The 22,691-nt window shown below is 66.8% G+C and carries 18 protein-coding genes; 12 read left to right on the top strand and 6 right to left on the bottom strand.

The features are described from left to right. Window positions 1–205: 205 nt before the first annotated feature. The 3 genes from ACSYS9_RS20780 to gnd are packed head-to-tail and all read left to right on the top strand — an operon-like array spanning window position 206 to window position 2,986. Window positions 206–814 (top strand): DUF2242 domain-containing protein, encoded by a 609-nt coding sequence (locus ACSYS9_RS20780; RefSeq protein WP_032130308.1) that lies wholly within the window; start codon window positions 206–208, stop codon window positions 812–814. Window positions 815–831: 17 nt separating this feature from the next. Continuing rightward, window positions 832–2,070: a hypothetical protein gene (locus ACSYS9_RS20775; protein WP_071229535.1), complete on the top strand. Its 1,239-nt coding sequence runs from the start codon at window positions 832–834 to the stop codon at window positions 2,068–2,070. Between the two features lie 10 nt (window positions 2,071–2,080). Then, entirely contained in the window at window positions 2,081–2,986 is a 906-nt protein-coding gene (gene gnd, locus ACSYS9_RS20770) for a phosphogluconate dehydrogenase (NAD(+)-dependent, decarboxylating) (RefSeq protein ID WP_071229503.1), read from the top strand. Window positions 2,987–3,335: 349 nt separating this feature from the next. Here the strand turns inward: gnd and ACSYS9_RS20765 are convergent, their stop codons facing one another. After that, window positions 3,336–4,379: an oxidoreductase gene (locus tag ACSYS9_RS20765; protein ID WP_071229504.1), complete on the bottom strand. Its 1,044-nt coding sequence runs from the start codon at window positions 4,377–4,379 to the stop codon at window positions 3,336–3,338. A 171-nt stretch (window positions 4,380–4,550) separates the two neighbouring features. On the opposite strand from ACSYS9_RS20765, the gene ACSYS9_RS20760 reads away from it, so the two are divergent. The 4 genes from ACSYS9_RS20760 to ACSYS9_RS20745 all read left to right on the top strand — a co-directional run bounded on the left by ACSYS9_RS20760 (window position 4,551) and on the right by ACSYS9_RS20745 (window position 8,935). Further along, window positions 4,551–4,934, top strand: a complete 384-nt coding sequence (locus tag ACSYS9_RS20760) for a BON domain-containing protein (protein WP_006470382.1) — start codon at window positions 4,551–4,553, stop codon at window positions 4,932–4,934. A 230-nt stretch (window positions 4,935–5,164) separates the two neighbouring features. Beyond that, window positions 5,165–6,982: a sensor histidine kinase gene (locus tag ACSYS9_RS20755; protein WP_071229505.1), complete on the top strand. Its 1,818-nt coding sequence runs from the start codon at window positions 5,165–5,167 to the stop codon at window positions 6,980–6,982. Then, the gene (locus ACSYS9_RS20750; protein WP_071229506.1) at window positions 6,979–7,419 is read left to right on the top strand and encodes a response regulator; all 441 of its coding nucleotides are present in this window, start codon (window positions 6,979–6,981) and stop codon (window positions 7,417–7,419) included. The genes ACSYS9_RS20755 and ACSYS9_RS20750 overlap by 4 nt, the downstream gene beginning before the upstream one ends. Window positions 7,420–7,423: 4 nt before the next feature. Further along, window positions 7,424–8,935 carry a hybrid sensor histidine kinase/response regulator gene (locus tag ACSYS9_RS20745; protein WP_071229507.1) on the top strand — a complete coding sequence of 504 codons (1,512 nt, stop codon included), beginning with the start codon at window positions 7,424–7,426 and terminating at the stop codon, window positions 8,933–8,935. Window positions 8,936–9,714: 779 nt separating this feature from the next. Here ACSYS9_RS20745 and ACSYS9_RS20740 read toward each other — a convergent pair. Next, window positions 9,715–10,458 (bottom strand): 20S proteasome subunit A/B, encoded by a 744-nt coding sequence (locus ACSYS9_RS20740; RefSeq protein WP_071229508.1) that lies wholly within the window; start codon window positions 10,456–10,458, stop codon window positions 9,715–9,717. Between the two features lie 91 nt (window positions 10,459–10,549). Here ACSYS9_RS20740 and folK point away from each other — a divergent pair, with 91 nt between their 5' ends. Beyond that, the gene (folK, locus tag ACSYS9_RS20735; RefSeq protein ID WP_049421374.1) at window positions 10,550–11,035 is read left to right on the top strand and encodes a 2-amino-4-hydroxy-6-hydroxymethyldihydropteridine diphosphokinase; all 486 of its coding nucleotides are present in this window, start codon (window positions 10,550–10,552) and stop codon (window positions 11,033–11,035) included. 31 nt (window positions 11,036–11,066) lie between these two features. Here folK and ACSYS9_RS20730 read toward each other — a convergent pair whose 3' ends face one another. Continuing rightward, on the bottom strand, window positions 11,067–11,804 hold the full coding sequence (locus ACSYS9_RS20730) for a pteridine reductase (RefSeq protein WP_024957037.1): 738 nt from the start codon (window positions 11,802–11,804) through the stop codon (window positions 11,067–11,069). Window positions 11,805–11,863: 59 nt separating this feature from the next. Here ACSYS9_RS20730 and ACSYS9_RS20725 point away from each other — a divergent pair, with 59 nt between their 5' ends. Next, window positions 11,864–13,048 carry a class I SAM-dependent methyltransferase gene (locus tag ACSYS9_RS20725; RefSeq protein ID WP_071229509.1) on the top strand — a complete coding sequence of 395 codons (1,185 nt, stop codon included), beginning with the start codon at window positions 11,864–11,866 and terminating at the stop codon, window positions 13,046–13,048. Further along, complete coding sequence (locus tag ACSYS9_RS20720) at window positions 13,045–13,437, top strand: membrane protein (protein WP_049421371.1); 393 nt, start codon at window positions 13,045–13,047, stop codon at window positions 13,435–13,437. Before ACSYS9_RS20725 ends, ACSYS9_RS20720 begins: the two co-directional genes overlap by 4 nt. 135 nt (window positions 13,438–13,572) lie before the next feature. Here ACSYS9_RS20720 and ACSYS9_RS20715 read toward each other — a convergent pair whose 3' ends face one another. The 3 genes from ACSYS9_RS20715 to ACSYS9_RS20705 all read right to left on the bottom strand — a co-directional run bounded on the left by ACSYS9_RS20715 (window position 13,573) and on the right by ACSYS9_RS20705 (window position 19,913). Further along, window positions 13,573–15,930, bottom strand: coding sequence for a beta-N-acetylhexosaminidase (locus ACSYS9_RS20715; protein ID WP_071229510.1), 2,358 nt, complete (start codon window positions 15,928–15,930; stop codon window positions 13,573–13,575). A gap of 111 nt (window positions 15,931–16,041) precedes the next feature. Continuing rightward, window positions 16,042–18,750: a TonB-dependent receptor gene (locus ACSYS9_RS20710; RefSeq protein ID WP_005414491.1), complete on the bottom strand. Its 2,709-nt coding sequence runs from the start codon at window positions 18,748–18,750 to the stop codon at window positions 16,042–16,044. A 143-nt stretch (window positions 18,751–18,893) separates the two neighbouring features. Next, a complete protein-coding gene (locus ACSYS9_RS20705) occupies window positions 18,894–19,913 on the bottom strand; it encodes a glucokinase family protein (protein ID WP_071229511.1) in 1,020 nt (339 codons plus the stop codon). 376 nt (window positions 19,914–20,289) lie between these two features. Between ACSYS9_RS20705 and ACSYS9_RS20700 the strand changes: the two genes are divergently transcribed. Together ACSYS9_RS20700 and ACSYS9_RS20695 are read left to right on the top strand one after the other, a co-directional pair. Next, window positions 20,290–21,579 (top strand): sugar MFS transporter, encoded by a 1,290-nt coding sequence (locus ACSYS9_RS20700; RefSeq protein WP_071229512.1) that lies wholly within the window; start codon window positions 20,290–20,292, stop codon window positions 21,577–21,579. Window positions 21,580–21,618: 39 nt separating this feature from the next. Next, window positions 21,619–22,686, top strand: coding sequence for a LacI family DNA-binding transcriptional regulator (locus tag ACSYS9_RS20695; RefSeq protein ID WP_006391719.1), 1,068 nt, complete (start codon window positions 21,619–21,621; stop codon window positions 22,684–22,686). The last annotated feature ends 5 nt before the right edge of the window (window positions 22,687–22,691 follow it).

Raw genomic sequence — 22,691 nt, 5'->3', positions numbered from 1 at the left:
GCCGGCCCCTTTCTGTCTGGGGACCTCGTTCACGGTAGCGCCGGGCCATGCCCGGCGAGCGAAGTGCCACAAACGACTTAATCCCCTCCGTCCCCTTTTCTGTGCATGAACCGGCAGCAACGGGGTGACTCGGTCACGCCGGTTTCAACCTGCCGCACACGGCCGCAGGGCTACCCTTGGCGGTACCGTCCTCGCAGGAGTACCCATGCGGGCCTCCCGTCTTTCCAGTGCTGCCGTGGCGCTCGCCAGCGCCCTGATCCTGTCGGCCTGTGGTGGCCGCGCCGCCGACAGTACGTTGCTGCGCGAATCCTTTGATTCCGGCGACACCTTCTCGCGTACCGTCGATGGCCGCCCCGGTGACGCCTGCGAGGCCGCGCGGCGCACCCTGCTCAGCCAGGGCTACGCCATCGCCCGCTCCGACGAAGCGCAGGTGGAAGGCAACAAGAACTTCCAGCCACGCGAGGACGACCACGAGCAGCTGGTGCTGCGCATCTCCTGCGCGCCGCGTGGCAGCCAGACGCTGGTGTTCGTCAGCGCGGTGCAGGACCGCTATGCGTTGAAGAAGAGCCCGACGTCGGCCAGCGTGGGCGTGGGTGCATTGGGCTCGGTGTCGCTGCCGTTCGGCAGCAATGACGATTCGCTGGTGAAAGTGGCCAGCAGCACCGTCACCGATGCCGGGTTCTATCAGCGCTTCTTCCAGCGCCTGCAACAGTACCTGCCTGCGGATGCTGGCAAACCCGCACCGCCTGCGCTCGCACCGCCCGAGCCTGCATCGTCCGAGCCCGCACCGGCCCGCAGCACGGATCAAGGGTGATCGTGCGCGGCAGGTTGATGGGTGTGGCACTCCTGCTGATGCCCGCGCTGGGCATTGCGTCCGCAACGCCGGACTGCACGCAGGGCCTGCTGCAGCGGCTGGGATGGCGCTTTGACGAGGTCACGGCCGGTGCACCACAGGTGCACGGCGGCCCGGTGTGTACACGTGCCTCGCTGGCTGAAGCACAGGCGGTAGGCGATCTGCGCGTGGGGTGGCCGGCCGGAATGTCCGCTGCAGCACGCCAGGCGTTGCTGCAACAGTTGCTGGACGATCCAGCCACGGTCTGCGCCTATGCCTTCGAACTGGGCGCGGCCACGCAACGTGCGGCTTCGGCACTGCAGGACAACCCCACCTTCCGCTTCTCCGGCCCGCAGCTGGGCTGGATCGGCTTCGGCCTGCAGGGCCCACGCGCGCAAGGCTGGCAGCGCACACGCAGTTTCGGTCGTGGCTTCGTGCCGAGCGCGGGTAACAGTCATGCACTGGAGGCGTTCTACAGCGGTGCCGTGCGTGCCGAATGCGGGGTCGGCCGCCAGGTCGCGCAGCTGGCCACGCAACGAGAACTTTATGGTGATGCCGCGTTCGATACGGAGTTCGCAGCGGATGAACTGTCGATCGGCACCTTCCTCGCCCTGCACGAGACCGACAGCATCCTGCTCGGCGCACATGCCGGCGATTTCTTCGCCGATGGCAAGGCGGTGCGCACCTCGGCGATGGGGCGGCAGGCCTTCGTTGGCGTGCCCGGTTTCATCGAACATGTGTACGACAAAGGCACGCTGGACGACCTGAGCAACCAGGCCGAGAACTTCGTGGTAGCCGACGTGGGCGCAGACGCTGCGCAGGCACTGGCGATGCACGGTGGGCTGGCCTGGTACGACCAGCGCAATGTCGAACTCTGGAAACTCGCGCAGGGTATCCCGCGCATCGGCCAGCGCTACTTCGAGCGCCTGCTGTTCGAGCGCGATCCCAACCTTCGTGCACGGCTGGAACCGCGCTACCACGACACGCTGGCACGCATGGACCAGTTGCTGGACGATCCGTTCTACCAGCAGTTCGTGATCTATGTGCATCCACGCGGTATACGTCCCATCGGCTACCACATCGCCCGCCTGCTCGATCGCAACCCGCGAACGCCGTTTTCGATCGACCTGGCGGTGCACAATCTGCATACCACGCTCTACCGGCGTTGGCGCGAGGCGCAGCTGCGCCACTGCGCGGCTACCGGCAGGCCAGGCAGCCTGACCCTAGACCCCAACTGAAGGTGAAACAATGGATATTGCAATGATCGGCCTCGGCCGCATGGGCGCCAACATGGCCCAGCGCCTGCATCGCGGCGGCCACCGCGTGGTCGGCTACGACCCGGGCGAGGGTGCCCGCCAGCGCGCTGCCGAGGCCGGCCTGGAAGTGGTTGATTCGCTGGCCGCCGCGGTTGCCGCGCTGCCGGTACCGCGCGTGGTGTGGCTGATGGTGCCGGCCGGCGAAACCGTCGACCAGACCCTGGGCCAGTTGACCCCGCACCTGGCCGAGGGTGACATCGTCATCGATGGCGGCAACTCCAACTACCAGGACTCGATCCGTCGCGCCAAGGCACTGGCCGAAGACGATCTGGACTACGTCGACTGCGGCACCAGCGGTGGCGTGTGGGGCCTGCAGGAAGGCTACAGCCTGATGGTCGGTGGCGAAGCATCGGTGGTGGAGCAGATCGCACCGCTGCTGCGCACGCTGGCCCCGGCCGAAGACCGCGGCTGGGCGCGTGTCGGCCCGTCCGGCGCCGGCCATTTCACCAAGATGGTCCACAACGGCATCGAGTACGGAATGATGCAGGCCTATGCCGAAGGCTTCGCGCTGATGGAGCGCAAGCAGGAGATGGAGCTGGACCTGGCCCAGGTGGCCGAGGTGTGGCGCCACGGCAGCGTGGTGCGTTCGTGGCTGCTGGACCTGAGCACTGAAGCCCTCAAGCGCAATCCGTCGCTGGATGGCATCGCCCCGTACGTGGAGGATTCCGGCGAAGGCCGCTGGACCGTGGCCGAAGCGATCGCGCTCGATGTGCCGGCACCGGTGATCACCCTGTCGCTGCTGGAACGCCTGCGCTCGCGCGAATCGAATTCGTTCACCGACCGCCTGTTGTCGGCGATGCGCAATGAATTCGGCGGCCACGCCATCAAGAAATCGTAAGCACCGCGGTGGGGTCGGAGCCCTTTCCGCAGGAAAGGGCTCTGACCCCTTGCAGCCAGTCGAGCATGGCTCGACTCTACAAAAGCGTTCTCCGATCGTTTCCACGTCATCCACGCATGGCGTGGATGTGTCGACCAAGGTCGACACCTACCGTCGGGCGCGGGAATCTGTCGAAGGCGGGGTGGGTCCGGTTGCGGGGGCGTGAGCGCCATGGATGGCGCGACCGAGCCTACAGGGACGTATTTACGGCGTCCCCCGCAACCGGACCCACCCCGCCATCACACGGATAGCTTGCCTTTGACGTTGACGTTGCCGTTGATTCGGCAGGTGCAGGGCGCAGCCCTGCCGGTCACCCCAACTGAACCCGCCGCCCTTCGCGCGCGCTGTCCATGCCGGCCTGCAGCAACCGCATCAGCTGCAGTGCCTGCACCGGGCTGACCGTCGGCTCGCCATCGCCGTGCATCGCCGCCGCGAACTGCGAATACAGCCGCCGGTAGTCGCCCGGCAGGTTGTCCACGGTACTGCGCTGCACATTGTCCTCAGTATCGCAGCGCACCAGCTCGCCGTGCCGTGGGTCGATGCCCCAGCCTGGCGCTCCTGGCCCAACACCGCGCCGCAGCTGTGCCTCCTGCACGTCCAGCCCATGCTTGATCCAGCTGCCACGACTGCCATGCACACTGAAGTGCGGCGTGGGGGCCGCCACCAGCGAACCGGCATGCACGATCGCGCGATGCCTCGGGTAGTGCAGTACCGCGTGGAAGTAATCGATGCCGCTGCCACCTTCGCGTTGCACGGCCAGATCGGCATCGATGGCCTCGGGCCAGCCGAACAGCACCAGCATCTGGTCCAGCAGGTGCGGTCCGAGGTCGTACCACAGGCCGCTGCCCGGTCCGTCCTGCTCGCGCCAGCGGTCGCGCACCTGCGGCCGGTAGCGGTCGAAGTGCGCATGGCACTCGGCCACGTTACCGAGCGTGCCTTCGGCCAGCAGCGCCTGCAGGGTGAGGAAGTCGGCATCGAAGCGCCGGTTCTGGAACACGGTCGCGATGCGTCCGGCATCACGTGCCGCAGCCAGCACCGCTTCGGCTTCAGCGACATCCAGCGCGAACGGCTTGTCGACCAGCACGTGCTTGCCCGCGGCCAATGCCGCGATCGCCAGCGGTGCGTGTTGTGCGTTCGGAGTGGCGATCACCACCGCGTCCACCGCCGGGTCGTCGAACACCTCCTGCGGCGTGGCGCGCACGTGCACGTCGCTGAACGCGCGCAGCAACGTGTCGCGCTGCGAACTGACGATGCTGTGCAGCACCAGGCCGGGCGTGTGCTGGATCAGCGGCGCGTGGAAGACGCGGCCGGCGAGGCCGTAGCCGATCAGGGCCAGTTGCAGGTCGGGGCGCATGAGACGGCTCCGGCAATGGGGAAGGGCAGGGTAAACGACACCTGCGTACAGGCCAAAACTGAACCGTTGCCGTTGGAATCGCCTCGATTCACAGCGGCATGACCGCAACGCCACGCCTGCTCTACGGCGGCTTGTCCAGACTGGCAGCACATCCCGAAGGAGTACGACACGATGAGCAATACCACCCGCACGCTGATTGCTTCCGCCCTGACCCTGGGCCTGGCGCTGTCCTCCTCGGCTGCATTCGCCAAGGACCCGGCCGCGAAGAGCCCGCCGACCAGCACCCATCCGGCAACCCATGCTGATCGCCATGACTCCAACGAGCCGGTGACCGATACCTGGATCACCACCAAGGTGAAGGCCGATCTGCTGGCCAGCAGCAACGTTCCGGGCACTGAAATCAAGGTGGAAACCGTGAACGGCGTGGTCAGCCTGAGTGGTGCCGTGGCCACCCAGGCCGAGAAGGACAAGGCGGTCACCACCGCCAAGGGCATCAAGGGCGTGACCCGCGTCGATGCCGCTGCATTGAAGGTCAGCGCTGCTGCCAAGCGCTGACCCCGGAGGGCGCCCCGCATGGGGCGCCCGCTGCCTGGGTAGAGTCGAGCTTGCTCGACTGCCCTTTGGGTTGCAGCCGAGCACGTCCCGGCTCTACCGTGGGTTTCCGCAACCCGTTCAGCCAACCAGGCTGGAAACTCCAGAGTTGTGACCGCCTGCGCTATATTGCCCGTTCCGCCGCAGCCGGGCCGGTATCGGCCTACGCTCCGCGGCTGTGCTGACGAGGAACTATGGCGCTGGTTTTCAGTGATGACATCTGGGACCGTTGGCGGTTGCCGGCCTTGGCGCTGGCCGCCGCCGCGATCATCGTGGTGCCGTGGTTGACCCTGCGCCAACTGCAGCAGGACAGCGAAGATGCGATGGCCTGGGTCAATCATACCCAGGCCGTGGGTGTGGCCCTGCAGCAGCTGCAGGCTGATGTACGCGATGTCGAATCGGCTGCGCTGACCCTGTCCAAGGGTGTGGATGCGCCTGGCCTGCGCGAGCGCATGGCCAAAGCCAATGACCTTCCCGGTCGCCTGGCTGAACTGGGCCGGATGACCCGCGACAATCCTGAGCAGCTGATCCGCATCGGCCGTATCGAGTCGATGCTGGAAGGGCGCATGGCGCTTGCCCGCGAACTGGCAAAGTCCGAACCCAACAGTGATCAGCGCGAGCTGGTGCAGGACCTGAGCACGCGCTATCCGATCCGTGGCCTGGTGGAGGAACTGCAGGCGAGCGAGCAGAAGCTGCTGACACAGCGCGCCGAGCAGGCCGCACGCCAGCGCAAGCAGACCGAGCTGGTGTCGTGGAGTTCGCTGGTGATCCAGCTGGCGCTGCTTGGCCTGGTGCTTTGGCTCCTGCAGCGGCAGATCGGGCGGCGCCTGCACGCCGAACGCCAATCGCTGCGCTCGGCGGCACGCGCGGCATCGGTGTTGCAGACCGTGCGCGAACCCATCGTGCTGCTCGACCGCGACCTGCGCGTGCAGTTGCATAACCCCGCCTTCGCCGAGCTGTACGGGCTGCAGGACGAACGCGCCGATGGCCTGCTGCTGGAAAGCGTCGGCGACGGCGCCTGGAAGGACGCCGTCGTGCGCCAACGCCTGTCCGACGTGCTGCTGCGCGGCCGCGAGCTGTGGGATTTCGAGCACGAACAGCGCACCGCCGACGGCATGGCGCGCTACATGCTGCTGAACGCACGGCGCATGCCGCTGCCCGATACCGATGATGAAGTGGTGCTGCTGACAGTCAGCGATGTCACCATGCAACGCGCAGTCCAGCTGCGCGTTGAAGAGCTCAACCGCCAGCTGGAAGGCAAGGTCGCGCAGGTGTCCGAGGTCAACAGGGAACTGGAAGCCTTCAGCTACTCGGTCTCGCACGACCTGCGTGCACCACTGCGCCACGTGGCCGGTTTCTCCGACAAGCTGTCGCGCCACCTGGGCGACGCCGCCGATGACAAGAGCCGCCATTACCTGGAGGTGATCTCCAGTTCGGCGCGGCGCATGGCGGCACTGATCGACGACCTGCTGGTCTACTCGCGGCTGGGCCGTGCGGCAATGCGCCAGCAGGCGGTGGACATGCAGTCGCTGGTGGCCGATACCCGCGCCATGCTCGATTCCAACCTGCAGGCCGAGGCCGAGAACAGCGGCCATGCGCACCACGTGGAGTGGAGCATCGCGCCGCTGCCGATCGTGGTGGGCGATGAGAACATGATCCGCCAGGTCTGGCTGAACCTGCTCGGCAACGCGGTGAAGTACTCGGGCAACCGCGAACCAGCGAAGATCCGCGTGGACTACCAGCCGCAGCCTGACGGCGGTCATCAGTTCACGGTCAGCGACAATGGTGCAGGCTTTGACATGGCCTACGCCGGCAAGCTGTTTGGTGTCTTCCAGCGCCTGCACAAGGCCAGCGACTACCCGGGTACCGGCATCGGCCTGGCCAGCGTGCGCCGCGTGCTCACCCGTCATGGCGGCCGTATCTGGGCCGAGGCCGAACCGGACGTCGGCGCCACCTTCCACTTCTACCTGCCTCCCGCGATCGACGCGGACAAACAAGGGCCTTCTGCATGACCACTCTGCGCACCATTCTTCTCGCCGAAGACAGCCCGGCTGATGCCGAAATGGCGATCGACGCCCTGGAAGAGGCGCGTCTGGCCAACCCCATCGTGCACGTCGAGGATGGCGTGGAAGTGATGGACTACCTGTTGCGCCGTGGTGCCTTCGCCAACGGCGAGGAAGGCCTGCCGGCGGTGCTGCTGCTGGACATCAAGATGCCGCGCATGGATGGCCTGGAAGTGCTGCGGCAGATCCGCGAGCACGAAGAGCTCAAGCGCCTGCCGGTGGTGATCCTGTCGTCCTCGCGCGAGGAAAGCGACCTGGCCCGCAGCTGGGACATGGGCGTGAACGCCTATGTGGTCAAGCCGGTGGACGTGGACCAGTTCTTCGGCGCGGTGCAGACCCTGGGCAAGTTCTGGGCGTTGATCAACCAGGCACCGGAACTCGAGTGAGCCCATGCCCCTGACCGGTCCCGCCCTGGGGGCGCTGCGCATCCTGCTGGTGGAGGACTCACCGGAAGATGCCGAGCTGATGTCCGAACAGATGCTCGACGCGGGCCTGGAGGCCCGTTTCGAGCGCGTCGAAAGCGAGGCCGAGCTGCGCCAGGCACTGGTCGCGTTCCAGCCGGACATCGTGCTGTCCGACCTGAGCATGCCGGGGTTCTCCGGTGATGACGCGCTGCGCATCGTGCGCGAGACCTCACCGGAAGTGCCCTTCATCTTCGTCTCCGGCACCATGGGTGAGGAGAATGCGGTGGCGGCGCTGCAGAAGGGCGCCAACGATTACATCATCAAGCACCTGCCGGCGCGCCTGCCGTCGGCGGTGGCGCGTGCGATCCGCGATGCACGCAGCGCCATAGAGCGCGCGCGGGTGGAAACCGAACTGATGCGCGCGCAGCGCCTGGAAAGCCTGTCGCTGCTTGCCGCCGGCCTCAGCCACGACCTGCGCAACATCCTGCAGCCGCTGCTGATCATGCCGGACCTGCTGAAGGCGCGCACCGAGGATCCGCAGCTGCACCATCTGGCCGATGTCATCGCCGAGTGCGGCCGCCGTGGCCACGAGATGGCCGAGTCGATGCTGTCGTTCGTGCGCGGCTCGCGCAAGCCCAGCGAGCGCATCGAGATCGATGGCCTGTTCGATGCGGTGGCGCTGCTGTTGCGCAGCAACGTGCCCGATGCGGTGCGCCTGGAGTTGCAGGTGCAGGACGAAGGTCTGGTGGTCGACGCCAACTACACCGAACTGCAGCAGGTGATGCTGAACCTGGCGCTCAACGCGATCCAGGCGATGCCCAACGGCGGGCGCCTGAGCCTGACTGCCAGCCATGCCGGCGAGCGCGATGGCGTGGACTGGATGCAGATCTGCGTGGCCGATGAAGGCATCGGCATGGATGCGGACACGCTGTCGCACCTGTTCAATCCGTTCTTCACCACCAAGGCCGATGGCACCGGCCTGGGGCTGATTTCCTGCAAGCGCATCGTTGAAGGCGCCGGTGGCAGCATCCACGTCAACAGCCAGCCGGGGCAGGGCACCTGCTTCGAACTGCGGCTGCCGATGCATGAGGCCATCGATGGCAGCGAGCCGATCGAGCAGCTGGTGGCGCTGGGCAGTGGCCAGTCGATCCTGGTGGTTGACGGCGAAGCCACACGCCTGTCGCTGCTCGGCAACGCGCTGTCCAGCCAGGGTTACCAGTTGCAGCTGGCCTCCGATGGCCCGGCGGCGTTGCGCTGGATGCAGCAGGAGGCGATGCCGGCGCTGGTGATTGCCGATGCCGGCTCCAAACTGCTGCCGGCCAGCCAGCTGCTGGGCGAGATGGCCACGCTTGGCTACCGCGGTCCGGCGCTGGTGCTGGAGGATCCGGCGGTGCCAGTCGCGGCGGACGCGTTCCCGGCCGGTGTGGAGGTGCATGTGCTGCACAAGCCGCTGCAGATGCAGCAGGTGTTCCGCGCGGTGGCCGAAGCGCTGGGCTGACGCCCCGATAGTGCCGGTCGCTGGCCGGCATCGCCGTGCGGTGGGATCACTGCGGTTACCGGCCAGCGGCCGGCACTACCGGTCCCCGGTTTCCCTGGAGATGCGTGGCTGGTATTGGCCGCTGCCGATGCAGCAGGTCTTCCGCGCGGTGGCCGAAGCGCTGGGCTGATGCCGCGGTGGTGCCGGCCGCTGGCCGGCATTCCCGTGCGGTGGGATCACTGCGGTTGCCGGCCAGCGGCCGGCACTATCGCTCGGCAGTTTTCCAGGGGAAGCATGGCAGGGCGTCCACCGCCTGTTCCAGCCGCTGCAGATGCAGCAGGTCTTCCGCGCCGTGGCCGAAGCACTGGGTTGATGCCCCGGTAGTGCCGGCCGCTGGCCGGTATGCCTGTGTGGTGGAATCAACGCGGTTGCCGGCCAGCGGCCGGCACTACCGCTGGGCAGTTTCCCAGGGGAAGCGTGGCAGGGCGTCCACAGCCTGTTCCAGCCGCTGCAGATGCAGCAGGTCTTCCGCGCGGTGGCCGAAGCGCTGGGCTGATGCCGCGGTAGTGCCGGCCGCTGGCCGGCATCGCCGTGCAGTGGGATCACTGCGGTTGCCGGCCAGCGGCCGGCACTACCGGTCCCCAGTTTCCCTGGAGATGCGTGGCTGGTATTGGCCGCTGCCGATGCAGCAGGTCTTCCGCGCGGTGGCCGAAGCGCTGGGCTGATGCCGCGGTAGTGCCGGCCGCTGGCCGGCATCGCCGTGCGGTGGGATCACTGCGGTTGCCGGCCAGCGGCCGGCACTACCGGTCCAGGGTTTCCCAGGGGAACCGCGGCAGCGCGTCCACCGCCTGTTCCAGCCGCCGCGACCAGTTCTGGTGAATATCGGCATACAACGCCGAATCCGCGCCCAGCCGCAGCTGCTGGCCGATGCGCAGCTCGCCGTTGCGCAGCAGCGCCAGATCGATCGGCAGGCCCACCGACAGGTTGGAACGGATGGTGGAGTCCAGCGAGACGATCGCCGTGCGCGCGGCATCCTCCAGGTGTGTGGCCGGGCTGAGGATGCGGTCGAGGATCGGCTTGCCGTACTTGGACTCACCGATCTGCAGGTAGGGCGTTTCCGGCGAAGCAGCGATGGCGTTGCCGAGCGGGTAGATCATGTACAGCCCGGGACGCTCGCCGGCGATCTGGCCGCCGAAGATCAGCGTGGCCTGGGTGTTGACCCCGTCATGGCCGTGTTCGCTGTGGCTGCTGTGCACCTGGCTGTCCACCAGCAGCTGGCCGACGTACTCGGCGGCTTCGAACAGATGGGCCATGTCGCGCAGGTTGGGCGTGCGCCGTTCGCCGGCATCGCGCCCCAGGCGCGACACCAGCAGCTGGGTGGTGGCCAGGTTGCCAGCCGCCATCAGCACGTAGGCTGCCTGGCCGGGGTACTCGAACACGTGCAGCTTGCGGTGCACGCGCACATCGTCCAGCGAGGCATTGGTCCGGGTGTCGGCGGCGAAGACCAGGCCCTCGTCCACCTCGATTCCAACGCAATAGGTCATGTCGGTGCCCTATCATGTGCGTCCCGGATTGTAGGCAGGCCGCCGTGACGACGGCATGTCCACGCCCCCCAAGTGCCGTCACCTGAACCGCATGACCACCGTGCTCCTGAGCCTGGGCAGCAACGTCCAGCCCCGTCGCTACCTCCACGCCGCGGTGGCGGCCCTGCGCGAGCGCTTCGGCGCGCTGCAGGTGTCGCCCGCCTACCGTACCGCCGCGGTCGGCTTCGATGGCCCGGCCTTCCTCAACAATGCGGTGGCGATCGAAACCGACCTGCCGCTGCAGGAACTGGACGAGTGGCTGCATGCGCTGGAAGACGCGCACGGGCGCGACCGCAGCGGGCCGCGCTTCTCCGATCGGACCCTGGACATCGACGTAGTGTTCTACGGCGACCTGGTGGTGGAAGGTCCCGGCCACCTGCGCATTCCGCGCCCGGAGCTGAAGCATGCCTTCGTGCTGAAGCCGCTGGCCGACATCGCGCCGGGCTTCATCGACCCGGTCAGCGGGTTGGACCTGGCCACGCTGTGGCGTGCGCACAGACAGTTTGGCGAGGCGTTCGAGGTGGTGGACCTCGGATGACGGAGGTTGCCGGCCAGCGGCCGGCACTACCTCAACTGACCGTTCGCCCACCATCCACGCGCAGGGTGTGGCCGGTGACGAAGCTGGCTTCGGCCACCAGCCAGTAGACCGCCTCGGCGATCTCCTCGACCGTGCCGATCCGTGCCAGCGGCGTGCGTGCCAGCAGCGCTTCGCGGGCGAAATCGTCCTTGCCCTGTTCCGGCCATAGGATCGCCCCCGGCGCTACCGCATTGACCCGCACTTTCGGCGCCAGCTCCAGCGCCAGCGAGCGGGTGGCCATCTCCAGCGCGGCCTTGGCCATGGTGTAGGCGATGTGGTCGCGCATCGGGTCGGTGCCGTGCAGGTCGGTCAGGTTGACGATGCAGCCCTGCTGGCGGCGCAGGTAGGGCGCCGCCGCCTGTGACAGCAGCAGTGGCGCGCGCGCGTTGACCGCATACAGCTCGTCCATTGCCTCGGCGGTGACCTGGCCGAGCGGGGTGGGAAAGAAGTTGGAGGCGTTGTTGACCAGTGCATCCAGTCGCCCGAAGTGGGTGACCGCCTGTTCCACCAGGTCGGCCAGGGCGTCGGCGTCGCGCAGGTCGGCCTGCAGGGCCAGCACGCTGCCCGGGCGCACGTTGTCGAAATCGAACGCGGCCTGCTGCAGCTCGGCGCTGGAGGTGTTGGCATGCAGCACCACCGACCAGCCACAGGCGTGGAACTGGCGGGCGATGGCCGCACCGATCCGGCGCGCGCTGCCGGTGATCAGGACCACGGGGTGGGTGTCGCTCATCGAGGGTCCTCCAAGGCTCGGCTATCCTGTGCACCATTGTCACCGCATTCGAAGACGCCATGCAGCCCACCTTCCCCCTGCCCGAAGCCGATGCCCTGGCCCACAGCGACCAGCTGGCGGCCGCCCTGCGCGCCGAAATCCTTGCGCAGGGCGGGGCGATGCCGTTCTCCCGCTTCATGGAGCTGTGCCTGTACACCCCCGGCTGGGGCTATTACAGCGCCGGCGCCAGCAAATTCGGCGGCAGTGGCGACTTCACCACCGCGCCCGAGCTCGGCAGCCTGTTCGCGGGCAGCGTGGCCAATGCGCTGGCGCCGGTGTTCGCCCAGCTGGGTACGCAGGCGCGCATGCTGGAGCTCGGCGGTGGTACCGGCGCCTTCGCCGAGGCGGTGCTGCTGCGCCTGGCCGAGCTGGACGCACTGCCCTCGCGGTACGCCATCCTTGAACCCAGCGCCGACCTGCGCGAGCGCCAGCAGCAGCGCCTGCAGCAGAACCTGCCGGCCGAGCTGGCGGCGCGCGTGGACTGGGTCGACCGCCCGTTCGAGGAGGACTGGGAGGGCGTGGTGTTTGCCAACGAGGTGATCGACGCGCTGCCGACCCCGCGCTTCCTGATCCGGGATGGCGAGGTCTATGAGGAAACCGTCGAGCTGGATGCCGAAGGCAACTTCATCCGCGGCGCGCAGCCGGCCGACATCCTGCTCAATGGCGCGGTACGCCACATCGAGCGCTACCTGGAAAAGCCCTTCGCCGAGGGCTACCGCTCCGAAGTGCTGCCGCAGCTGCCGTACTGGCTGCAGGCGGTGGCCGGTGGCCTGCAGCGTGGCGCGATGCTGTTCGTCGACTACGGTTACAACCGCGGCGAGTTCTACCAGCACGACCGCGACGATGGCACCGTGCGTGCGTTCTACCGCCACCACGTGCACAACGACGTGCATCGCTGGCCGGGCCTGCAGGACATCACGGCGTCGGTGGATTTCACCGCGATGGCCGAGGCCGGCATGCACGGCGGTTTCGAGCTGGCCGGTTACTGCAGCCAGGCCAGTTTCCTGCTTGGCAACGGCCTGGACCAGGTGCTGCTGCTGGCCGAGGAACGCACCGATGAGGTCGGCCGCATCCAGCTGCGCGACCAGGTGAAGAAGCTGACCCTGCCGACCGAAATGGGCGAACGCTTCCAGGCCATCGGCCTGCAGCGCGGCGTCGATTTCGAGCCGGCCTTCGAGCTGGGTGACCTGAGCTGGCGCCTGTGAGCCACGCGTTGCCGGTGATCAAGCCGCTGCGGCGGCCCCGGCTCTGGGCCGCGCTGTGGGCGGTGGCAGTACTGCTGGTGATCGTGGTCTGCCTGATCCCACCACCGCCGATTCCGTTGCCGGAAAACAGCGACAAGGGCGAACACTTTCTCGCCTATTTCATCCTGGCCGGCAGCGCGGTGCAGCTGTTCCGTCGGGGCCGCCCGCTGCTGTGGGTGGGCGTGGGCCTGGTGCTGATGGGCATCGGCATCGAGTTCGCGCAGGGCGCGCTGACCAGCAACCGCATGGCCGACCCAATGGATGCGCTGGCCAACACCATTGGCGTGCTGGCCGGCATGGCCACCGCACTGACCCCGATGCGCGACCTGCTGCTGCGCTGGCGCGGGTAAAGGCGTGCCAACCAAGGTTGGCACCTACCGGTAGATCCACGCTGCGTGTGGATGGAATCAGTAGATCCACGCCATGCGTGGATGAGCTGCCCGAGGTGCCGACCAAGGTCGGCACCCACCATGACAGACCTGTCATTACTTCCCCAGCGTGACCTCATCCAGCACCCACATCGCCGGGCGCGTGTCGCCGGTGAAGTTGATGCACAGGTCGCCGTTACCCTGGGTGCCCTTCGGCAGCGTCGCACGCAGCGTCACGAAGCCATCGGCATCCGGCTTGGCTGGCAGCGGTACCTCAGCCAGCACCTTGCCGCTGCAGTCGCCGCGACGCACCTGCATCTCGCCGTGGGCACGCTTGGCCTTTTCGAAACGGCGCTTGGGTTCGTCGTGGGCCAGTTGGAAGTAATACGGGATGCGACCTGCACGCACTTCCACGCTGCCGATACCGTCCAGCTGCGCCTGCGGCCAGCGCCAGCACGGCTGGAAGATGTCCACGTTGAACACCGCACGCGTTCCCTCGCGCGGGCCATCGTCTTCCAGGCGCAGCACCAGACCCTTCTTGCCCACGCAGCTGAGCAGCTCATCGCTGCGGCGGCTGAGCGGCGACTGTGCGGTGAAGGTGGCAATGGTCGGTTTCGCTGCCAGCATCTGGCCCTGGTAGAACGCGGCAGCCTGCACGGTGGTTGGCAGTTTTCCGGTCAGCGGCTGCTGGTACAGCGGTGACTGCGCGCTCACCGGCTGGCCATCGGTGCTGTAGCGCACTTCATAGCCCAGCGGGTTGGCCAGCGACACCGTCACCGTGTTGGCCGCGCGATTGTCGGTGTAGTCCACGCCCACTTCGAACGGGGTCTGCGCATAGGCCAGGCCCCAGGCACGGTAGCGCTGCAGCTGGGACGGCAGGCGCGCGAGGAAATCGCGGAAATCGCGATGTTCCGGCGTGCTCCAGCCGGTCTCGGCCACGGCGGCCAGGCGTGGGAACAGGTTGTGCTGCAGGCGTGCGTAGCTGCGCGTGTGCTCGGTGAACATGTTGGCCTGCAGGCCGAGGATGTGCCCGCGCTTGTCAGCGGCCAGCTCGGCCGGCACCGGCTCGAAGTTGTACAGCTTGCCGAGGTTGACCTGGGTCGGGCGGCCAGGCGGTTCGTTCGGCGAGGCCGTCTGCAGGTAATCCAGATAGAGGTAGCCGACCGGCGACATGATCACGTCATGGCCGGCGCTGGCCGCAGCCAGGCCGCCTTCGGTGCCCTGCCACGACATCACCGTGGCCTGGGGCGGCAGCCCGCCTTCGAGGATCTCGTCCCAGCCGATCAGGCGCCGGTCGTGTTCCTCCAGGAAGGTCTCCAGGCGCTTGATGATGTGGCTCTGCATGGCCATCTCATTCTTGATGCCCAGCGCACGCATGCGCTGCTGCACCTGCTTCGAAGCTTCCCACTGGTCCTTCACTGCCTCGTCGCCACCGACGTGCACGTACTTGGCCGGGAACAGGTCGATCACTTCCTCCAGCACGTTCTCGAGGAAGGTGACGGTGCTGTCTTCCACGTTGAACAGGTTGGGGAACACGCCCCATTCGCTGATCGGCTTCAACGGCGTATCGATGGTGCCCAGCTCCGGATACGCAGCAATCGCGGCAGTCGCGTGGCCCGGCACATCGATTTCCGGAATCACCTGGATATGCAGCTTCGCGGCATAGGCGATCACTTCGCGGATCTGGTCCTGCGTGTAGAAGCCGCAGTACGGATGCTCCTGGCCGCTGACCGGATCGATGCCACCGTCGCCGGCCGGCAGGCGGCAGCTGCCCACTTCGGTCAGCTTCGGGTAGCGCTTGATCTCCATGCGCCAGCCCTGGTCATCGGTCAGGTGCCAATGGAACGTGTTGAGCTTGTGTGCGGCCATCGCGTCGAGCACGTGCTTGATCTCGTCCAGGCTCTGGAAATGCCGCGCCGAGTCGAGCATGAAGCCGCGCCAGCTGAAGCGCGGTGCATCCTGGATCTGCACCGCCGGCAGCACGCCGTTACTGCCGCCGGTGGCGAGCTGGGCGAGGGTGGTCGCGCCGTAGAACAGGCCGGTCTCGTTGCCGGCCTGCACCAGCACGCCTTCTGCGGTGCTTTCCAGCGTGTAGCTTTCGCCGCTGTCGCGGAAGGTGGGCACGATCTGGAAGCGGATGCTGCCGGTCTTGGCTGCAGCCTTGCCCTTGGCCGGTGCAAGGCGCGGACCGCCGCTGCGGGCCAGCAGGTCGGCGAACTGGTTGGCGACGCGCTGCGCGACTTCGCCTTCGGCCTGCAGCACGGTGTCGGCGCGAACGGTGATGCCGCTGCCCTGGCCGGCCTGCACATTGCTGGGGGCGGGAATCAGCATCAGGCTGCCGGCACGCAGCTGCGGACCGGGTGCTTCAGTGGCGGGTGTGGGGTCGGCGGCAAGTGCCGGCAGTGCCGGCAACAGGGCGAGCAGGCTGCCCAGCAGCACTGCGCTGCGCATCCGGGCGCGGGAAGGCTTGACCATCGGTACGACTCCTTGGAACGGTGCGATGAACGCTATACATGAAAAACGCCGGGCCCGGAATGACCCAGGCCCGGCGTGCGTGCACGACTCGGCGATGTTGCCGCCGCTGGATCAGTACTTGAAGCGGAAGTTGAGGTAGTACTGGCGGCCGTTGCTGTAGAACGAGGTCGGGATGGCCGCGGTCTGGTAGTACTTGTAGGTCGGGTTGTTGAGGTTGAGCGCATCGAAGCTGATGCTCAGCCAGTCGGTGGCCTTGTAGCTCAGCGACGCCGACAGGGTGCCGAAGTCATCCTGGTAGTACGGGTTGGCGCCGGACAGGCCGATCAGGAACGACGAACGGCGGGTGTAGCTGACGCGTGCACCGAAGGTATCGTTCTCGAAGTATGCACCGACGTTGTAGGTGTTCTTCGAAGTACCCAGCAGGTTGTCGCTGCCATCGGCCCAGGTGTGGTCGGTGCTGCCATCGGCGTAGGTGTAGTTGGCATTGACACCGAAGTACTCGCCGATCGGCTGCTCATAGGCCACTTCGATACCGCGCACCTTGCCGTCGGCATTGCGCGGGCGGGAGATGTTGTACTCTTCGAGACGGTTGGTCAGCTCGCTGAACAGCATTTCCTTCTCGGTGCTGAAGGCGACGTAGTCCTTCAGGCGCATCGAGTAGGCACCGATCGACAACATGCCGCGCGGCATGAAATACCACTCCAGGTTGGCGTCGAAGTTGGTCGACACCACCGGCTTCAACTTCGGATTGCCGCCACCGCCGGTCCGGTTCAGGTCCGAACCGTACGACGAGGCACCCAGTGCCGAGAAGTCCGGCAGGGTCTGGGTCTGCGAGGCGGCCACGCGCAGTACCAGGTCGTCACGCAGGTCGTACTTGAAGTTGGCGCTCGGCAGCACACGGTTGTGCTTGTTCTCGAATGCTTCGCGGGTCCACGCGCCGAACAGGCTGCTCACGTCCGGCACGGTCGAACCGGTGGCGGCGGCGTAGGTATCGATATCCTGCTTGATGTTGACGTAGCGCAGGCCGACGTTGCCGCTCCAGCGGTCGCCGCTGAAGTTGCCCTGTACGTAGGCAGCGAAGTTCTTCTCGGACACCGTCCACTCGGCGCCGTAGTTGTGGCGGCCGGTCGGGCCGTCATTGCCGGACAGCCAGGTGGAGTTGTTGGTCACTGCTTCCTTCAGTGCGCCCGGGGTGAAGTACCACAGGTCACGCGGGAAGCTGCCACCGATGCCGTTGGCGAAGCCACCGGGGAAGTTGGCGGTGGCGCCGTTCTTCAGCGCATTCCAGATCGCGCCCGGGGTTGCGCCTTCCGGCGACTTGGCCTCGCGCTTGTGGTCGCCGAAGCGGGCGCCGAAATCAATCGAGTTCAGTACGCCAGCGTCGGCGAAGTACTGGTTGAAATCGAGCGTGGCCCACTTTTCCTTGTCGATCGCGGTGACCTGCTGGTTGCCCCAGGTGCCGAAGTCGGTCACGCCGCTCGGGCCGATGTTGCCCCCGACGTTCCAGTCGATCGGCGAGCCGTTGCCGTGGGTCGCCCAGGTGGCGCCGCCACCACGGGCCAGGTTGACTTCGGCGATGTACTGGCGCGGCGTTTCGCCGGTGCCCTTGGTGCTGCCAGCCTGGAATTTCATGCCCAGGTTGTCGCTGATCTGCCAGTCGGCATCGAAGGTGATGTAGTTGGTCTTGGCCTTCGACTCGCGGTAGATCATGTCGTACACCGCGTAGTCGCGGTCGGCCTGGCCGGCGAAGGTGGCGTTGGACAGCACGCCATCCTTGATGACGTAACCCGGATTCGGGGCCTGGCCCGGAATCAGGATCTTGTTGCCATTGGCATCTTCAACGGTGCGGTCATTGAGGATGCGGCCACCCCACAGCATGAAGTTGCGGTTGTAGTTGTTCGCCTTCAGTTCCGAGCTGAAGCCTTCCAGGCCCAGGGTCAGGTTGTCCATCGGCTTGAACTGCAGCGACACCAGGCCGCCCTTGCGCTCGCGGGTCTGTTCGAACAGGGTCGAGCCGAGCAGGCCCGGGGCATAGACGCCGGCCAGGTCCGGGTTGGACTTGGCCACGGTGCCATTCGGATCGATCTGGAAGAAACCGCCCGGGATTTCCTGCGCTTCGCGGCGCAGCTCGCGCTTCTGGCTGAAGGCCTGCACCATCACGCCGAAGTTGCCTTCGTCGTTCTTGTAGTTGAACAGTGCCGACAGCTGCGGGTCGTTGGACTTGGCCTGGTCCGAACGCACCATGCCGATGGAGCCTTCCGCAGTGAGCTGCTTGGAGAATTCCAGCGGCTTGCGGGTGAGGATGTTGACGGTACCGGTGGTGCCGCCGTCCTGCAGCTTGGCCTGCGAGGACTTGTTCACTTCCACCGAGCGCACCAGTTCCGACGGCAGCAACGAGTAGCTCACGCTGCGGCCGACGTTGTTGCCCTGGCTGAGCACGAACCAGTCGGCGGTGCCGACGGTGTGGCCGTTGATCAGGGTCTGGGTCAGGCTCGGGCTGGTACCACGCAGGCTGACGCGGTCGGCTTCGTCGAAGCCGCCTTCGTCGGCGCTGGACGAGCTGATGTTCACGCCCGGCAGGCGCTGCAGGGTGTCGGCGACGTTGTGCGCGGGCAGCTTGCCCACGTCTTCGGCGGTGACCACTTCCACGCGCGCATTGGCTTCGCGCTTGGTGTCCAGCGATTTTTCCATCGACCCACGGATGCCGGTGACCTGCACGGTATCCAGGTCGGTGGCGGTCTGGGCGGCCTGCTGCGCATGTGCACTGAAGGCGATGCAGCTGACGATGGCGGCCGAAAGCAGGGTCTTGCGGGTGTTCATGATGTCTCTCCTCATCACTCGATTGGATGCCGGCGGCGGTGTTCGATTACGGTTGCGATGACATGCGCGGGGCGGCGGCGAACTCCCGTGCGTTGGCGTGCCACGTACTGCGTGCTGCGATTGCGTTGAAGCCTGTTGCGGTGTCAGGCGGCCGACTGCTGCTGCAGGTACCAGCTGGCAGCGCCGACCACGCCCAGCTGGCCGTGCTCGACGACCTTCACCGGGATGCGTGCCAGCGCTTCGCCCATCGGCCCCTTCTGCAGGTAGCGTTCGACGAAGGTGCTGGCGTGCAGGTATTCGCGGATCTGCGGCAGGATGCCGCCGGCCAGGTAGACACCACCATGGGCGCCGTAGAACAGCGCCATGTCGCCGATGGTGCTGCCGAGCAGGCCGCAGAACACATCCAGCGCCTGGCGCGCATGTGCATCGCTGTCGGCCATGGCCGCAGCGGTGACCGCGTCGGGGCTGGCCAGGGTCGGCGCCTGGCCCTGCAGTACGCACACCGCGCGGTACAGGTTCATCAGGCCCGGGCCGGAGATCGCGTGTTCGATCGACACGTGCGCGCGGTCGCGCTGCATGTGGCGGACGATGGCCATTTCCAGTTCGGTGCTGGCGGCCAGTGTCGGTTGCCCGGCTTCGGTCGGGAGTACCACCGGGCCGTGCGCGGTGGGGATCCACAGCGCGGCGCCGAGGCCGGTACCGGGGCCGACCACCAGGGTCGGGCCGCGGGCGGCGGTTTCCGGTCCGCACAGGTGCAGCACGCCACTGGCGTCAACCTGCGCGGCGGCGTAGGCCACGGCTTCGAAGTCGTTGACGATGTAGACCCGCTGCAGGCCGACGTCGGCTTCCACCTGGCGCGCCGACAGCGGCCACGGCAGGTTGGCGGTGATCACCGTGCCGTCCTCGCGGGCGTAGCCGGCACTGGCGACCACGCAATGCGTGGGCCGCGGGCCTTCGCCGAGGAAGTCGGACAGGATCGCGCTGAGGCCGGCATGGTCGGCGTTGCGGTATTTGCGGTACTCCAGCACCTGCACCGGATGGGCGGCATCACCGCTGGCCTGGACCCGGGCCACGCGCACATGGGTGCCACCGACGTCGGCGGCCAGGAACGTCGGCGCGACTCGGGACAGGACATGGGCCGGGGCGGGGTGGCTGGCGGTCACGCGGGCTCCTGCTGCAGGTGGGGCCGGCCCCGGGATCGGGGGCGGCGATTGGGGCGGAGTCTGTAACCCCGCTGACAACGATGTCAACGAGTTCGTGACACTTTCGTTGCTGCATCGCAACGAATGCGAGATGCAGTAAACGTTTACATGGCGTGAGTGCGGGTTTCACGTGGGAACCGTTGCCGCACATGGGTCAAGGCCTTCGGCGCATTCAGCACGATGCGTTGCGATCGGGTTGCGCAGTGCAGCACGAGGTTCACAGGGGGGCGCGTGGAAGTTGACAAACCGCGGCTGTCCATCGAAAGAATGTGACAACGTTGTTCCCAGCCACTCTCCGACGCCGTGTTCTGCGGCCGTCGCCGCAGGAGCCCTCCTGATGTCCGCCGTCCCCGCTGCAAGCGCGCGCCCGAACGTGGCCACCTCCATCGCCATCGTTGGCGTGTTGTTCTTCCTGATCGGCTTCTTCACCTGGCTCAACGGCCCGCTGATCACCTTCGTCAAGCTCGCCTTTGAACTCAGCGAGGTCGGCGCCTTCCTGGTGCTGATGGTGTTCTACCTGTCCTACTTCTTCCTGGCCCTGCCGGCGTCCTGGATCCTGCGCCGCACCGGCATGAAGAAGGGCCTCAGCCTGAGCCTGCTGGTGATGGCCGGTGGTGCTGCGTTGTTCGGTGAGTTCGCCACCCAGCGCTGGTACCCGGGCGCGCTTGGCGGCCTGTTCGTGATCGGCAGCGGCCTGGCCCTGCTGCAGACCGCGATCAACCCCTACATCTCCATCCTTGGCCCGATCGAGACGGCGGCACGCCGCATCGCGCTGATGGGTATCTGCAACAAGATCGCCGGCATGCTGGCGCCGGTGCTGATCGGCACGCTGGTGCTGCACGGCATCGGTGACCTCGATGCACAGGTGCAGGCCGCAGATGCGGTCACAAAGGCCGCGCTGCTGAACGAGTTTGCCGCCAAGATCCACACCCCGTACCTGGCGATGGCTGCGCTGCTGGTGCTGCTGGCGGTGGCGGTGCTGTTCTCGCCGCTGCCGGAAATCAAGTCGTCCGAAGCCAACGCCACGCCGGCGGCTGCCGGTGCCGCCGAGCGCCGCAGCATCTTCCAGTTCCCGCATCTGTGGCTGGGCGTGCTGTGCCTGTTCGTCTACGTGGGCGTGGAGGTGATGGCCGGTGATGCGATTGGTACTTACGGGCATGGCTTCGACCTGCCGCTGGACCAGACCAAGATGTTCACCTCGCTTACCCTTGGCGCGATGCTGGTCGGCTATGTGGTCGGCCTGCTGTTGATCCCCAAGGTCGTTTCGCAGTCGCGCTACCTGACCATTTCGGCGGTGCTGGGCGTGGTGTTCTGCCTGGGTGCCTGGGCCACCCACGGCTACGTTTCGGTGGCCTTCGTGGCCCTGCTGGGCTTCGCCAACGCCATGATGTGGCCGGCGATCTTCCCGCTGGCGATCCGCGGCCTGGGCCGCTTCACCGAAACCGGCTCGGCCCTGCTGGTGATGGGCATTGCCGGTGGCGCGATCATTCCGCAGCTGTTCGCCGTGCTCAAGCAGCACATCGACTTCCAGCTGGTGTTCGTGTTGCTGATGGTGCCGTGCTACCTGTACATCCTGTTCTACTCGGTGGTCGGCCACCGCGCCGGCCTGCCGCAGGACAAGGCCTGATCGGCGATGATGGACGGCAGCCAACCCCAGGGAAAACCCATGCGCAGAGCGACCATCAAGGACGTTGCGGAAAAGGCCAAGGTCTCGCTGAAGACGGTCTCGCGGGTGATCAACAACGAGCCTTCGGTGATGCAGGCCACCCGTGCGCGGGTGCTGCGTGCCATCGCTGAACTCGATTACGAACCCGATCCATCCGCGCGCAACCTGCGCAGCGGCACCACCTTCGTGATCGGGCTGGTCTACGACAACCCGAACCCGTACCACATCATCGGCGTGCAGAACGGCGTACTGGCCGCGTGCCGCGAGACCGGTTTCGGCCTGCAGATCCATCCCTGCGATTCCAGCTCGCCGCTGCTGGCCGATGAGCTGGCCGACTGGGTGCAGCGTTCGCGCCTGGCCGGGTTGGTGCTGACCGCACCGATGTCCGAGCGCCGCGACCTGATCCAGGCGCTGACCGCACGCGGCATCAAGCTGGTGCGCATCATTGCCGCCACCGAAGACCCGGCCGACGGCGCCTGCGTGTTCGTCGACGACCGCGAGGCCGCCTACGAGATCACCGAGCACCTGATCCAGCTGGGTCACCAGCGCATCGGCTTCCTCTGGGGCGGCATCTCGCACCGCTCCTCGGGCGAACGCTATGCCGGTTACGAAGCCGCGCTGAAGGACTACGGCATGACCGTGGACAAGCATCTGGTGGTGCAGGGCGACTACACCTTCGACGATGGTTTCCGCGGCGCGCGCCGCCTGCTGGCGCTGCGCGAGCCGCCCACCGCCATCTTCGGTTCCAACGACGAAATCGCTGCCGGCGTGCTGGCCGCTGCCAAGTCGGCCGGCATGAACGTGCCCTACGACCTGTCCATTGCCGGTTTCGAGGACAGCCCGTTCTCGCGCCAGTCGTGGCCGCCGCTGACCACCGCCAAGCAGGCCACCGAGGACATTGCCCGCCATGCCGCGCGCTTGCTGATCGCACAGCTGCGCAGCGACGCCTACGACGATGCGCCGGCACCGCTGCACAACCAGGGCTTCGTGCCGCAGCTGGTGGTGCGCGGTTCGACCGCGCCGATGCGCCCGGCCGGCGCACGCCCCCTTCCTTCCGATCCTGCCTGAGCCTG

It is taken from the genome of Stenotrophomonas sp. STK17_22, from assembly GCF_051983905.1.
Taxonomy (GTDB): domain Bacteria; phylum Pseudomonadota; class Gammaproteobacteria; order Xanthomonadales; family Xanthomonadaceae; genus Stenotrophomonas; species Stenotrophomonas maltophilia_A.
Note: the sequence above shows the minus strand (reverse complement) of the source record. Positions and strands in the feature narration are given on the sequence as shown.

What these genes read in the sequence shown, in the direction of transcription:
- ACSYS9_RS20730 (WP_024957037.1), bottom strand. Translation starts at nt 11,804, where the DNA reads ATGAGCGACACCCACCCCGTGGTCCTGATCACCGGCAGCGCGCGCCGG.
- gnd (WP_071229503.1), top strand. Translation starts at nt 2,081, where the DNA reads ATGGATATTGCAATGATCGGCCTCGGCCGCATGGGCGCCAACATGGCC.
- ACSYS9_RS20760 (WP_006470382.1), top strand. Translation starts at nt 4,551, where the DNA reads ATGAGCAATACCACCCGCACGCTGATTGCTTCCGCCCTGACCCTGGGC.
- ACSYS9_RS20755 (WP_071229505.1), top strand. Translation starts at nt 5,165, where the DNA reads ATGGCGCTGGTTTTCAGTGATGACATCTGGGACCGTTGGCGGTTGCCG.
- ACSYS9_RS20750 (WP_071229506.1), top strand. Translation starts at nt 6,979, where the DNA reads ATGACCACTCTGCGCACCATTCTTCTCGCCGAAGACAGCCCGGCTGAT.
- ACSYS9_RS20700 (WP_071229512.1), top strand. Translation starts at nt 20,290, where the DNA reads ATGTCCGCCGTCCCCGCTGCAAGCGCGCGCCCGAACGTGGCCACCTCC.
- folK (WP_049421374.1), top strand. Translation starts at nt 10,550, where the DNA reads ATGACCACCGTGCTCCTGAGCCTGGGCAGCAACGTCCAGCCCCGTCGC.
- ACSYS9_RS20695 (WP_006391719.1), top strand. Translation starts at nt 21,619, where the DNA reads ATGCGCAGAGCGACCATCAAGGACGTTGCGGAAAAGGCCAAGGTCTCG.
- ACSYS9_RS20710 (WP_005414491.1), bottom strand. Translation starts at nt 18,750, where the DNA reads ATGAACACCCGCAAGACCCTGCTTTCGGCCGCCATCGTCAGCTGCATC.
- ACSYS9_RS20745 (WP_071229507.1), top strand. Translation starts at nt 7,424, where the DNA reads ATGCCCCTGACCGGTCCCGCCCTGGGGGCGCTGCGCATCCTGCTGGTG.
- ACSYS9_RS20780 (WP_032130308.1), top strand. Translation starts at nt 206, where the DNA reads ATGCGGGCCTCCCGTCTTTCCAGTGCTGCCGTGGCGCTCGCCAGCGCC.
- ACSYS9_RS20725 (WP_071229509.1), top strand. Translation starts at nt 11,864, where the DNA reads ATGCAGCCCACCTTCCCCCTGCCCGAAGCCGATGCCCTGGCCCACAGC.
- ACSYS9_RS20765 (WP_071229504.1), bottom strand. Translation starts at nt 4,379, where the DNA reads ATGCGCCCCGACCTGCAACTGGCCCTGATCGGCTACGGCCTCGCCGGC.
- ACSYS9_RS20775 (WP_071229535.1), top strand. Translation starts at nt 832, where the DNA reads ATGGGTGTGGCACTCCTGCTGATGCCCGCGCTGGGCATTGCGTCCGCA.
- ACSYS9_RS20740 (WP_071229508.1), bottom strand. Translation starts at nt 10,458, where the DNA reads ATGACCTATTGCGTTGGAATCGAGGTGGACGAGGGCCTGGTCTTCGCC.
- ACSYS9_RS20715 (WP_071229510.1), bottom strand. Translation starts at nt 15,930, where the DNA reads ATGGTCAAGCCTTCCCGCGCCCGGATGCGCAGCGCAGTGCTGCTGGGC.